The organism is Clostridium sp. CM037 (genome assembly GCF_055081095.1).
The window spans coordinates 664,822-678,788 of the sequence record NZ_CM143650.1; the positions used below are offsets into that span (position 1 = coordinate 664,822).

Annotated in this window: 13 protein-coding genes; 10 read left to right on the top strand and 3 right to left on the bottom strand. The window is 30.8% G+C overall.

Annotated features, from left to right (window positions below):
• Positions 1-44: 44 nt before the first annotated feature.
• Positions 45-2,357, bottom strand: coding sequence for a diguanylate cyclase (locus ACWJKP_RS03390; protein ID WP_462961412.1), 2,313 nt, complete (start codon positions 2,355-2,357; stop codon positions 45-47).
• A 258-nt stretch (positions 2,358-2,615) separates the two neighbouring features.
• Between ACWJKP_RS03390 and yidA the strand changes: the two genes are divergently transcribed.
• Entirely contained in the window at positions 2,616-3,440 is an 825-nt protein-coding gene (gene yidA / locus ACWJKP_RS03395; protein WP_165412517.1) for a sugar-phosphatase, read from the top strand.
• Positions 3,441-3,682: 242 nt separating this feature from the next.
• Here the strand turns inward: yidA and ACWJKP_RS03400 are convergent, their stop codons facing one another.
• Positions 3,683-3,826, bottom strand: coding sequence for a hypothetical protein (locus ACWJKP_RS03400; protein ID WP_165412518.1), 144 nt, complete (start codon positions 3,824-3,826; stop codon positions 3,683-3,685).
• Positions 3,827-4,056: 230 nt separating this feature from the next.
• Between ACWJKP_RS03400 and ACWJKP_RS03405 the strand changes: the two genes are divergently transcribed.
• Positions 4,057-4,998 carry an N-acetylmuramoyl-L-alanine amidase family protein gene (locus ACWJKP_RS03405; RefSeq protein WP_224579048.1) on the top strand — a complete coding sequence of 314 codons (942 nt, stop codon included), beginning with the start codon at positions 4,057-4,059 and terminating at the stop codon, positions 4,996-4,998.
• A 66-nt stretch (positions 4,999-5,064) separates the two neighbouring features.
• Here ACWJKP_RS03405 and ACWJKP_RS03410 read toward each other — a convergent pair whose 3' ends face one another.
• Entirely contained in the window at positions 5,065-7,617 is a 2,553-nt protein-coding gene (locus tag ACWJKP_RS03410; RefSeq protein ID WP_462961413.1) for an FAD-dependent oxidoreductase, read from the bottom strand.
• A gap of 271 nt (positions 7,618-7,888) precedes the next feature.
• Between ACWJKP_RS03410 and ACWJKP_RS03415 the strand changes: the two genes are divergently transcribed.
• The 8 genes from ACWJKP_RS03415 (at position 7,889) to ACWJKP_RS03450 (ending at position 13,686) form a co-directional block, all read left to right on the top strand.
• On the top strand, positions 7,889-8,779 hold the full coding sequence (locus ACWJKP_RS03415) for a DegV family protein (RefSeq protein ID WP_165412520.1): 891 nt from the start codon (positions 7,889-7,891) through the stop codon (positions 8,777-8,779).
• A gap of 49 nt (positions 8,780-8,828) precedes the next feature.
• Complete coding sequence (locus ACWJKP_RS03420; RefSeq protein ID WP_165412521.1) at positions 8,829-9,287, top strand: COG2426 family protein; 459 nt, start codon at positions 8,829-8,831, stop codon at positions 9,285-9,287.
• 559 nt (positions 9,288-9,846) lie between these two features.
• Entirely contained in the window at positions 9,847-10,200 is a 354-nt protein-coding gene (locus ACWJKP_RS03425) for a DUF6514 family protein (protein WP_165412522.1), read from the top strand.
• Between the two features lie 351 nt (positions 10,201-10,551).
• Positions 10,552-10,950, top strand: coding sequence for a holo-ACP synthase (gene acpS, locus ACWJKP_RS03430; RefSeq protein WP_165412523.1), 399 nt, complete (start codon positions 10,552-10,554; stop codon positions 10,948-10,950).
• A gap of 141 nt (positions 10,951-11,091) precedes the next feature.
• Positions 11,092-11,706, top strand: a complete 615-nt coding sequence (locus ACWJKP_RS03435; RefSeq protein ID WP_165412524.1) for a germination lipoprotein GerS-related protein — start codon at positions 11,092-11,094, stop codon at positions 11,704-11,706.
• A gap of 32 nt (positions 11,707-11,738) precedes the next feature.
• Positions 11,739-12,899: an alanine racemase gene (alr, locus tag ACWJKP_RS03440; RefSeq protein WP_462961414.1), complete on the top strand. Its 1,161-nt coding sequence runs from the start codon at positions 11,739-11,741 to the stop codon at positions 12,897-12,899.
• 159 nt (positions 12,900-13,058) lie between these two features.
• Positions 13,059-13,379 (top strand): CopG family ribbon-helix-helix protein, encoded by a 321-nt coding sequence (locus ACWJKP_RS03445; protein ID WP_165412526.1) that lies wholly within the window; start codon positions 13,059-13,061, stop codon positions 13,377-13,379.
• On the top strand, positions 13,339-13,686 hold the full coding sequence (locus ACWJKP_RS03450; protein ID WP_071614469.1) for a type II toxin-antitoxin system PemK/MazF family toxin: 348 nt from the start codon (positions 13,339-13,341) through the stop codon (positions 13,684-13,686). Before ACWJKP_RS03445 ends, ACWJKP_RS03450 begins: the two co-directional genes overlap by 41 nt.
• Positions 13,687-13,967 lie beyond the last annotated feature (281 nt).

The window sequence follows — 13,967 nt, forward strand, 5'->3', positions numbered from 1 at the left end:
TAGGAACAACTTGCGGAAAACAATGTGGATAACTTTTTTCTAATTCATTCAGCGGTGTATAAATTACTCTTAGAGTCCAAATTTATTGATACAACTTTATTTTTACCAAGAGCCTTTGCTCGATACATGGCTTTGTCAGCTGCTATGCATAAATAATCCAAATTTTGAACAGTAGGAGTAAGTGTAGCAACTCCAAGGCTTGAGGTTATAGGTATTGAATCTGATGTTCTAATAATTAAAGGATTATTTTCTATAGCACTGCGCAGATTTTCTCCGATTATTTCAGCGCCTTCAAAGGAGGTGTTAGGTAATAATATAATAAATTCTTCACCCCCAAAACGACCTAAAACATGATTTTCACTTAGATTTTCTAAGCAAATTTTCGATAGACGTTTTAAAACTAAGTCTCCAGTATGGTGGCCTAGGCTATCGTTAATTTTTTTGAAATCGTCAATGTCAATCATAATGAATGAAATAGGTTGTAACAATAATTTAGCCTTATCAAAGCTTATATTTGCAAGTTCAAAAAAACTTCGTCTGTTGTACAAATTAGTTAGAGAGTCAATGCAAGCTAGCTTTTTAGCTTTGCCATGCAAGGTAGCATTTTCTATAGCCATTCCTGCATGGTGGGAAAAGGATAAGGCTATATCACAGTGATTCTTAGTATAAATGTTTTTTTGAACTGAATCTAATGTTAAGATGCCAATAATTTTATTTTTAAAGATTATAGGTATGCCCATCCAACTTTCAATATTAGGTAGACCTATATAATGAGTAAAACGAGGATCTTGTTTAACGTTCGAAACTAATAAAGTAGTGTTAGTTTCATATATTTCTTTAAAGAGCTTATCATCTTTTTTACTTATGTGAATTTTGTGAATCTCATTTATGTTTTTGAAACCAGTTCCCGCCATAATATTGAAATGGTTGTTTTCTTCCATGAAAAATGATGCGCTGTCATAAGGCACTAATTGTTTTAAATTTTTTAATAATATATCTAGAACTTCTTCCAAATTCAAGGTTGAATTTAGAAGAAAGGTAGATTCTCTAAGCTTCTCTCTTAAAAGACACTCTTCATTTTCCTTAGATAAATTCTCGATTTTTTTATATGCTTTAGAATGATTCATTGCCAATATAAAAGCATTTAAAAGTACGATAATGAAGAATCCTAATAAAGAATAGTCATTTAAATTATTGATACCTAGATAATGTAGTATGGATATAGCACATATTACGATAATTATTAAGTAGCAAATTGTAAGAATTAAGATCCTTTGTTTTTTTCTATGATAAGCTTTTAATATAGCGAAAGTAGTATACACAATGATTAACAAAGTGAATATTTGAAATATCCTAAGGAGTTTTGAAGCAATTAGTGGGGAAATAAAAACAGTAGTAACTATAAAGAATAGGAAAAAAAAGTTATAGATTATTATAATTTTTTTTGAGTAATTTCCTTTAAAAACTACGCATGTGTAAATAAGTATAAAATAAACTGCTGCATAGAAAGTTAAGTAGTCCAGTTTAAGAGCTAGGCTATAGCTTACGTTATCATATAAGGTTAAAAAATAATTGTTACCAACAGTTAAGGCCCTTAAAGATGCAATTATGAAAAAAATACCAAAATAAAGCTTAGAAGTATCATCTATTCTAAAAGCATATAACCATAAGTGATATAAGCCCATTATAAGCAGTATACCAAAGTAAAAAAATTCAAGTGCAATTGATGCGTCTCTTTTATTCGCCATTTGGGACTGCAATCCTAGATAAATATTGCCACGGGTACCTCCATCTCTAAAGTTATGATTTGAAACTTGAAGTACTAAATGTATTTTGTCATTATTATTCATAAAATAACTGGTAATTGGAAGAGATTTAGGAAGCTCGGAATAACTACTTTTGCCAACAATACCATTAGATGAAAAGAGATGTCCATTAACCCATAATTTATATGAAGATAACATGGGAGGAACACTTATGCCTAAAAGGGTATCTTTATATTTTGAATTTAAATTTATTGTTAAACTATATGTAGCATAACCATTAGAATCATAATTTTTATTATATTTATTCCAAGGCATTGGCATTTCTATATAAGAGGGAGGGGGAGAATTATTAGTAAAATCTTTTGGCGATAGTAATTGCTGCCAGTAAAATTGCCATTGCCCGTCAAGGGAAGTATATCCATCTTTATGAAAATCCCAATTTGAAAGTTCAAGTACTCCTTTTTGTGAAGGAATATTTGAAGATGTATTGGGCGTAGCCAATTTATTTAAGGAGAAAACGACATATAATAATGCTGCTGAAATAATGATAGATAGAGTAATAATCAATGGTTTTTCTTTTTTTAGCATCATATATATAACCTCCTTATAAGTGTAAGTCTACTATTGTACATATTATAGTCATTATATTACCTAAGTATAGTAAAAATGACATTATTTTATATGAAACTTAACGGTATGATATGCTTTAATTCATAATAAATATATGAATTTAGTTATTTTGAATATAAAATTACCAGAGAATTTATAGAGAATGAAATCCATTACTTATAAAATACTATGTTATACTTAAACTGATCTAAGAAAAGTTTTTAACACGGAGGTAATTGAATGTATAAATTAATAGCACTAGATATGGATGGAACATTATTAAATGATAAAAAACAAATTTCACAAGTGAATTTTGACGCAATACAACAAGCAAAAAAAAATGGAATAAAAGTTGTACTAGCATCAGGAAGACCTTTAGTTGGGTTTAAAAGATATTTAGAAGAACTTAACTTAATTTCAGAAGATAATTATGCAGTAGCATTTAATGGAGCTTTAGTTCAAAATACTGAAGGTAACAGAACGATAGCTAAAACAACATTAACTATCGAAGATTATAAATATTTGTATGAATTAAGCAAAGAGCTAAAGGTGAATATACATGCATTAACAGAGAGTACGGTAATTTCGCCTAAGGATACTAAATACACTAGAAATGAAGCAGAAATGAATCATATTTCTAATGAGGTAATAGCTGTTGAGGATGTAGAAGAAGGTACTACTATAGTTAAGGTTATGTTTGTGGACGAGGCAGACATTATAGAGGAAGTAATGCAAAGAATTCCTGAAGAAGTAAGTGATAAGTACACAATAGTTAGAAGTGCACCTTTCTATTTAGAGTTTCTTCATAAATCAGTTAATAAAGGTACAGGGGTAGCGGCTCTAGCGGAGGAGCTAAATATTAAACAAGAAGAGGTTATATGCATAGGAGATGCAGGTAATGATATTCATATGATTGAATATGCCGGATTAGGAGTTGCTATGGGGAATGCATTCCCAGAAGTTAAAAGAGCTGCAAATTTTATAACTAAAACTAATGAGCAAGATGGGGTTGCACACATTATTAATAAGTTCATTTTAAATGGCGAAGAAGAATTCGCAGTATAAAAGATATTAAATAATAATAATTATTGACGAATAGGCAAAATTAATATACAATAGCACTATAGAAACTTCTAATACATATAGTACTAATAATCTTTATCCCCCCAAGGAAGAGACTAAGTTAATGCTAGAACCCAATCCCTTTATTTAAACAAATATAAAAAAGCTAGCAAAATTTAATTTTGCTAGCTTTCTATTTTTTTGTATAGATATTTCAGTTTTTTCTCTTGATTTACTGACCTTTTCTAATGATGCAATATTATAGTGCTAGTTAAGGCATCGCTCGGTTCTAGTAGGACTTTTTCTAAGTTTTGGAGATCTTCTATTTTATTAGCTTTTTCTATTTTATCACGGTCTTCATCGTAATATATATCGTCTTTGTGTGACATTAAAATTCCTCCTTTTTAAAATTTGATTACTAATGTTATTATCTTAGGCTTTTTAGCTCATCGTAATACTATGAAATTTTTGGAATATAATGTACAAAACATAACAGTGAATATATACTTTTTTATTTTAGCTGCTAATCTGATATAATTATGGTTATGTTAATAAATAAATGGGGAAATAAGCAATAATATTTTTTTGTTGTATGCGAAGAAAGGCCGGGGGATTTAAAATGTTAAAAAAGAAAAAAATAATATTAGCGTTCATGTGTTTAGCTATTTTGGGTGGTGCATTATACAGTAAAGACTATGCCAGGAAAAAAGATGAAAAATCTGTACAAGCTATGAAGATTAAAGAAGAGGCGTTAACTAAAGATAAAGAAGAAAAATTAGCGAAAGAAGAAGCATTAACTAAAGAAGAATCGTTAAATAAAGATAAAGAAGAAGCATTAGCTAAGGAGAAAAAAGAAGAAGAAGCAAAAGCAAAAGCTTTGATAGAGAAGAAATCACAGATTAAAACTGATGAAGATAAGAAAAGCTCAATTGGAAGTTCTCAAAAAATTATTGTTATAGATCCAGGACATGGCAGTGTTACTAGTAGCGAAAAAGAGCAACAAGATCCAGGTTCAAGTACAATGAAAGTAATTGAACCGGGTGGTGCTCAGGGTGTTAACACAAGAACTCCTGAATACGTGGTTAATATGGCGGTAGCAGTTAAACTCAAAAGTGTACTACAGGAAAAAGGATATACTGTAAAAATGACTAAAACGCAAAATAACATAGTTATGGGAAGTAAAGCAAGGGCTGAGTTCGGCAATGATAATCAGGCGGATTTAGTTATAAGAATCCATGCAGATGGAGATGATAATTCATCTGTTAAAGGAGCATCAATGCTTGTACCAGCAGATACTAAAAATACAAATGCAATATATAAGACAAGTAAAAAATATGGAGAGATAGTTTTTAATAGTTTAATTAATAAGGTTGGTATGAAGGATAGAGGCGTTGTGGAAAGAAATGATATGACAGGATTTAATTGGTCTAAGGTGCCTGTTATTTTAGTGGAAATGGGTTTTCAATCTAATGCTTCTGAGGATAAATTGCTTGCAAGTGACTCTTACCAAGATAAGATAGCGAGGGCTTTGGCAGAGGGTATTGATCAGGCTTTAAAGTAAAAGCATAATTAACGAAATAAAAAAGGCACATAAGACCGTAAAGTCCTATGTGCCTTATTTGTCTTATTAAATCAAAGATTCCTTCATTACTTCTTCAAGTGATTTTGACTCCTCAATGTCACTTATTAGTTTGGCGGAGGATTTGTTGTCTCCAATTATAATTCCACCGGTTAGGATATCTTTATTGAAGAACAATTTTTTGTATAGGTTGTTTTCACTATCTTTCGAGCTAATAGCTTTAAATTGATTCTTTGAAATCTCACCTACAGATAATAGTTCTAGGCCCATGGCGTTAAAGGATATAATACCAAGTGCGTGCACATAGGCTTTATTATCTCCTACTGCGTTTATACCTGCAATCTTACCCATGTCTACAGCGGCAGGCCAATTTCCATATACGGTGCCTTCAAATTCTGCAATGTCACCGCAGGCATATATTCCACTAATATTAGTTTCCATATTTTCATTGACTAGTATGCCTCTGTTAGTTTTTATATTAGTGTTATCAGCTATGTTTTTGTTTGGTGCAATACCTGTTGAAAATAGTACTAAGTCTGCATCTATTGTTTTTCCACTTTTGAGTATAACTGATGTAACACCGTTTTCACCGTTTATAAGATTTACTGAATCTCCCAATATAATTTCAATATTTTCGTTTTCAACTGCAGTTTTAAGTATAAGGCTACCTTCACTATCTAATTGCTTAACAAGTAGGGAATCACTAAATTCCACTACAGAAACTTTGAGACCAGCCTTTTTTATTTCATATGCAGCTTCAAGACCTAAAAGTCCACCACCTACAATAACTGCGCTTTTGGAGGTCTTCATCTTATTCTTAATAGATTCTAAATCCTTTAGACTTCGCAGCGTGAATACTCCTTGTTTATCTACTCCTTCTACAGGAATCATATGGTTTTTACTCCCATTTGCTAATATTAGTTTATCGTAACTTATAGCGGTACCACCCTCAAGTAATATTTGCTTTTCTTCAGGGTTTAAGCTTTGAACTTGCACTCCTAAGGTAAGTTTTATATTGTTATCCACATACCATTCTTTTGGAGAGAGGTAGAAAGTATCATCTTTAAGGTCTTCACTTATGCCATCGGAAATTGAAGGCCTGTAATAGGTTAATTGCGATTCATTAGATATCATTTCTATAACGCATTGTTTGTTTCTTTTTCTTATGGCATCAGCAGCATAATATCCAGCAGCGCCGTTACCAATAATTAAGAATTTTTCTTTTTTATCAGAACTAAAGGTAATTACATCTTCTGATACTTGAATAAATTGATCAGCACTTGCACCACAAGCAGGGCATATTTCAGGTGGTTTCTCTCCATCAAATTCTTCGCCACAAACGATGCATTTCCATCGTTTCTCTGTAGAAGGTTTAGCGGGACTGTTTTTTATTTTAATTTTTTCAGCTATTTTCTCCGCAAAACTTTCTCCAAATTTAAAGGCAAAGTTTAAATCTTTTTCAGAAGGTTTAAATTTAAATTTCATAGAAGGATATAAATCTAGATTAATTTGTTTTAATCTATCCTCTATATTTGAAACAGCTTCACCACTCCAACCATAAGAACCAAATGCGGAAGCTACTTTTCCACCATGAACTATAGGATTTAAATTTACTAAAATATCCCATATAGGTTTTAGAGCGTCTCCATTTATGGTAGGAGAACCAAAAATTATTCCCTCAGACTTACCTATGCTTTTTAAAATATCATTCATATCATGATAGATAACATCATACATGTTAACTTTGAAATTACTATTTGATTTTATACCTTCTTCTATTTTTTTAGCTACAGTTTCAGTATAACCATAAGCTGAAACGTAGCATAAGGTAACCTGTGTTTCGTCTTGGGCTGATTTTTCGGGAAGGCTCCACTGTTTGTATTGATTTACTATACTTAAGGGATCTTCTCTTAAAATAGGACCATGACCTGGGCATATTATATCTATTGGGAGGTCCTTTATTTTATCTATAGCTTTTAACACATAAGGTTTAAAGGGTCCCATAATAGAGTCAAAGTAATATTTTAAGGCTTCGCAATAATCTTCTTGGTTTCGGTTTAAATCATTATACATCGCATCACTTGCGTAGTGACTTCCAAAGGAATCACAAGTGATAAGTAGCTTGTCTTGTGCAACATAGGTATAAATTGAATCTGGCCAGTGAAGAAAAGGTGCTGAAATAAAAGATAAGGTTTTATTTCCAAGGCTTATACTATCTCCATCTCCTACAGTTATATATTCAAAATCTCTATTTATGATTTCTTTAAGAAATTCAATTGCTGCAGGTGATCCTACTACTTTAGCGTTTTTAGCAATTTCTAAAAGTTTTCCTACTGAGCCTGCATGGTCTGGCTCAGTATGATCTACTACTATATAATCAATGTTTTCTATATTAATGTCTAAAGATTTTAATCTTTCTAGATATTCATCAAAAAATTTCTCTTTTACCGTTTCAAATACTGCAGTTTTTTCACTACCTTTTACTACATAAGAGTTATAAGTAGTACCAAAAGGGGTATACATAATTATATCAAAAATTCTAAGATTAGGGTCTAGTGCACCTACCCAGTAAATATCCTTTGTCACTTCTAATGCATTCATTTATATCGCTCCTTTAATAACTATTCGAAAATAATAGTTATTGCTATAAAGTATAGTATAGGAATATTTAGAAAGCAATAACAATTTACCAATTTAGAGCAATTTTATTTTACAGTAAACGCTTTTTATGCTATAGTTTTTAAATGATTGTGTAACAAATTTGAAGAATTATAAAGAAAAATGGCAAAACATTTTTTTATGTAAAAAAGATGTATTTTCCTTCTTAAAGGTTGCCACAATATGATTAATATAAAACGTAGGAGGAATGCAAATGAGAGATTTTGTTATTATGACAGATTCTTGCTGTGATTTGCCAAAGGAATACATTTACGGTAATAATATCCCTTTTGCTATGTTGCCATTTAGTTACAATGGTAGAGAGTACTTAGATGATTTAGGACAAAGCCTAAGTCACAAACAATTTTTTGATGACCTTCGGGAGGGAGCATTACCTAATACCTCTCAAGCAAATTCTGAAAGCTTCTATAAAATTTTCAAATCAGCTGTAGAAAATGGTAAGGATGTAATTTATATTGGAGTGTCTTCGGGCCTTAGTGGCACCTATAACAGTGCTAATATTGGTAAAACTGCTATATTAGAAGATTTCCCTAATTCGTGTATATATATCATTGACGTGTTAACAGCATCACTGGGTCAAGGTCTTATGGTTAAAAAAGCCGTGGAAATGAAAAATGAAGGCTACACCTTGGAGAAGATTGTATGCCAAATAGAAGAAAACATACAAAATTTAAATACTTACATCACTGTGCAGGATTTAAATTTTTTAAAAAGAGGTGGAAGGATATCTAATGTAGCAGCTACTCTAGGGCTAGTACTACATATAAAGCCTATACTTACTATTAACCAGGTCGGACGTGTAATGCCAGTACTCAAGGTTCGAGGGCGTAAAAAATCTCTAACTAAGCTTGCAGAAATAGTGAAGGAGAAGATTAAAAATCCTGAAACTCAAACTATAGCTATCTGTCATGCAGATTGTTATGATGAAGCTGTAAGACTTAAAGAGGAAATACTCGCAAAGGTTGTGGTTAAAGAAGTAATTATTCATTATATCGGACCAGTAGTTGGAAGATTTAGTGGCCCAGGGGCTTTAGCAGTGTTTTTCATCGGTGAGAGCAGACAACATCACGTAATAGATATTTAAAATTTTGAAAAATAATTACGAAGATAATTTATAAATAAGGAGAGTTTATATGAATTGGTTAAATGTATTATTGTTATCCGCAGTGCCTCTTATTGAACAGAAAATGGCTATACCTATTGGAATAAATGTGTACAATATGAATCCAATAGTAGTATTCCTATTAAGTTTTGTTGGAAGTTTGCTTCCGGTTCCCTTTGTATTGATATGTTTTAATAAAATATTTGAATTGTTAGGTAAATATAAGTTAACTAGTGGAATATATAACCTAATTGATAAAAAAATAAGCAAGAACAAATCTAAATTTGAAAAGTTTGAAGAAATAGCGCTTATAACTTTTATAGCGATACCTCTTCCTACCACAGGCGTTTGGACAGGGACTGCGATAGCTGCTTTTTTAAAGTTGGATTTTAAAAGATCTGTCATGTGTGCTGTTGTAGGATCTTTTCTATGTGGACTTATTATTACAGGATTATCTGTAGCATTCCCAGCTTTTTTAAAGATGCTATAAATTATGATCCCTTACCCTTAGGTAGCTTACCTAATTGGTAAGGGGTTATTTATTTTTATTGAGGATTATAGTAAAGATGAGTGTACTGTAGTTATTACAGCATTATCGATACTGGAATATTTATGAAAATGAATTGGAGCTTATAGATATAAAATGGTTAAGAGAATAAAGGAAAAAAATACAAATAACGTAATGAAATTAAAGAATAGAGAAAATAGTAAATAGAATACCTGACTACCATGACAAATGTTTACATTATAATCATAATTTTCATAATAATGAAGGTGATTATAAAGAATAGTTCTAATTTGTTAAAAAATATTCGATTTAATATTAAAAACTTTTAGTTATATTTATTATAATTTCGACAAAATAATCTAGCTCATATATATGTGGATGGTTTACTATTCTTTATTAATCGTGGCATTATGGGTGGAAAAGGTTTAAGTTGTCATTTTAAAGAGATAATATATGTGAAATGCGTTTCATAAAGTGACAGATTATTTTGAAAAGTAATGTTAATGTATTCTCATAACATAAGTATAGGGGGAAAACATATATGGTAGTTATAGAGAATTTATTAAGAAAAGTAACAGATGGTGATGTAAACCATAATTATTTTTATAGGTTAGTAAAAAGTCAAATTTCCGTTTCAATGTATGGTGAACTTACTGAAATACAAGCTTATGGTATTGAAATAGAAAGACAAGACATAGTTGATGGATCAGTGGTAGGTATACAAAGAGATTGCGTAGAAAACATAAGCCCACAAAGACATAAAGTTAAGAATCTTTTAAAAATGTTATATGACAATACGGTATCACCTATTCACATGATTGACATATTGGGTGATTATATTGATGAATATACTAGTGACTTTGATGAGATTTTAAAAAATATAGCTACTTGCTAATATTTAATTAGTCTAACATATGAGGAAACTGAACCTCTTCCTGGGGAGAATGCTCCTCTTTTTGGTTTACAATGGAAAGTTATGAGACTGTTATAAAATTACTCCAAAAGAACAATGCAGCTGAAAACTATATATTCTTAGTATAACAATTTTTTAATGATGACAATATTATAATTATTGTAAAAATAAAATAATAGATCAATTAGTACAATAAATAATCAAAAGTGTATTATATTATTGTGGTAGTAGGAGTATTATATATAGATATCTAATGATAAAATTAACAGCTGTATTTTACGAAATACAAAAACTAAACTTATAAATATAGATCAATGAGTGGGAGTGATGGTTATGATTCTTGGTGTCGGTACTGATATTGTTGAAATACGAAGGATAAAAAAGGCTATGGAGAGCAATGAGAAGTTTTTAGAGAAAATCTTCACAGCAGTTGAATTAGAATATCTTAAAAGCAGAAATTTAAGGGCAGAATATGTGGCCGGAAGGTTTGCTGCTAAAGAAGCAGTAGCAAAAGCTTTAGGGACAGGATTTAGAGGATTTGATTTCAAAGATATTGAAATTGACAGGACAACCCTTGGGAAGCCTGTAGTGAGCTTAAAGGGGAAGGCAAAGTTAATAGCCAAAAAAGAAGGGGAATACAATATTCACCTTAGTATATCTCATGGAGAAGACAGTGCTGTGGCTTATGCTATAGTGGAAGCTACAAAAAAGATTGAAGAAGTTTGTAAGTAGAGACGGGCATTATTCATTGGAATTAGTTATTTTAGTAATAGTATGCAACTATTAGTAATAGATTAGTAGTAGAATATTTCGTTAGATATCTAACAATTGAAAATTCTTTTGCATCTTTAGAGAAACGCTAGGAGGATAACAATGAAAAGAAATTCACTATTGGTTTTAAGCTTTTTGCTGATTTTAAGCTCGCTATTATTAACTTCATGCTATAATAAACCAAAGGATACTAATGATATTACAACATTTTTAAAAAACATGGAAAGTTATACTACACAAATGAATATGGATGTAAAGAATGATAAACAGACAATTAATTATAAGGCAAGACAAACCTATTTAAGGGGAGGCGGATACAAGCTAGAGCTAAACAAAAACAGAGTATTTATTTTTAAAACTGATGATAAAATTTATATTAGTGACAAAAACAATGGAACAAAGTATGTACAGAGCAAAGATTTTGATGAAGTCCTTAAATTAAGTTTTATCGGCGAATACATAGGATTATTATATACTAATGAGAAAGTAGAATATGATATCAAAACCATTAATGGTTTTGAATACACAGTAATTAACTTATTTATTCCTGGTAATAATAAAAATATTAATAAGGCATTGCTTTATGTTAATACTAAAAGTATGCTGCCAGCTAGAATGGTTATTTATGATATTAATGATAAAGAAAAAATTGAGATAAAATATACGGATTTTCTTCCTAACGTAAAAATTGAACAATCAGAGCTTTCAGTTCGGTAGCGTTAGCTATAAATAACAAATGAGGTGAAGGCATGTTTAAACACTTAAGACCCGTGTGGGCAGAGATTGATTTAGATAAGTTAGCTCATAATATGAGAGAAATTAGGCGGGTAGCTAGAAGTGAGAATATTATAGCGGTTGTAAAAGCAGATGCCTATGGGCATGGAGCTGTAGACGTAGCACCGGTACTCATTAAAAATGGTGCCAATAGATTAGCGGTAGCTGAGCAAAGTGAAGCGGTGGAACTTAGGCGATCAGGTATAGAATGCCCAATAATGATTTTGGGGTTTACACCACCAAATTTAATTGATAATTTATTGAAATATGATATTGAACAAACAGTATTCTCTTATAAATTTGCAAGCAAGCTGTCAAGGATGGCTCAAAAGAATAATAAGGTAGCTAGAATTCACATAGCGGTAGAAACCGGTATGGGGAGGATAGGATATCTACCAAATGAGGAAAGCGCTGAAGAGGTATATAATATCAGCAAGCTACCTAACATAATCATAGAAGGGTTATTTTGTCATTTTTCTACAGCGGATGAAAAAGATAAGACCTATACTTATGATCAAGTAAAAAAATACGACGCTTTTTATGAAAAGTTAAAAGAGAAAAAAGTGTACATAAAAATGAGGCATATTGCTAATAGTGCTGCTATTATAGATTTGCCAGAAACTCATTATGAGGCAGTGCGGGCAGGGATAATAGTATATGGCTATTATCCGTCAGGCGAGGTAAATAAGGAAAACATAAGTTTAAAACCTGTAATGACATTAAAAACAAATGTAGTGCACATAAAAACACTACCTGCTGGAGAATATGTGAGTTACGGAAGAAAGTATAAAACAGAGAAGGAAAGTATTATAGCTACACTTCCAATTGGATATGCTGATGGGTATACAAGGCTCTTATTTCAAAAGGGAAAGGTTATATTAAGAGGGAAATTCGCTCCAGTAATAGGTAAAATTTGTATGGATCAGTGCATGATTGATGTTACTGAAATTGATGGAGCCAAAATTGGCGATGAGGTAATATTAATAGGTGAGGATGAAAATAATAAATTCACAGCAGACACAGTAGCAGAATTAATAGGGACGATAAACTACGAAGTAATCTGCATGATTGGAAAAAGAGTTCCAAGAGTTTATGTTAGTGAAGGTAGAGTTGTAAAGATAAAAACATATGTATAATATTCATGCATTATATGTAGAATGAACCATTTAAACATAAAATTACTTGTCGAAAAAAAACGAAAACGCGAATAATTTCTTTGACAGATTGACGTAGGTTGAATTATAATATATTCATACATATTGTTGCTTTACTTATTAGGAGGTATTAAATTTTCTATGTCAACTTCAAAGAAATTAGTAATAAACCTCTCAAAAAAACTTTACAGTGAATTTAATAAGATACTTTCGAAAGATTGTAAAAAAAGAAGTGAATTTATTCGGGAAGCTATAATACTATATATCGAGGGAAAGAAAAATCTTAAATATATAGATGAAATGAAACAAGGATATTTAGAAATGGCTGAGTTAAATTTAGAAATGGCTAATATGGGTTTTGAAATTGATATTAAAGATTTTAAAGAATACGAAGTTAAGCTTTCGGAGAGTGATTTGTCAAATGACAACAATAGTAAAAAGAGGAGATATATTTTATGCTGATTTGAGTCCGGTTGTAGGCTCGGAACAAGGCGGGATTAGACCTGTAATTATACTTCAAAATGATATTGGTAACAAGTACAGTCCCACTATTATTATTGCAGCTATTACTTCCCAGATAAATAAGGCGAAACTCCCTACTCATGTTGAAATTTCTTCAGAAGAGTATGGATTAAATAAAGATTCTGTAGTTTTGCTAGAACAAATAAGAACATTAGATAAAAAAAGATTAAAAGAAAAAATTGGTCATATGACTGATGGAGATATGAAAAAAGTAGATACTGCGCTTTTAATTAGTGTAGGGTTATAAAATAAATAATAAATAGTTTTATACGCAAAAAAAAGTATATATTACGTATAATGCATTGAAGCGAGATTTAGAACTTCTTATTTTATTTTTAATTAAGATGCGTTAAGAAAAACATATGTTTGAGCGAGATAGCGAGTTTATGTTTTTTAGCAGATTAATTTAAAATAAAATTAGTAGTTCTTAGCGAAGCGAATGCATTAATAGTAATATATACTTTTTCTTTTTTATTGTATTTTATAAAAGGTTTAAAAATTATGTTATAATAATTAAATAAGATAAAT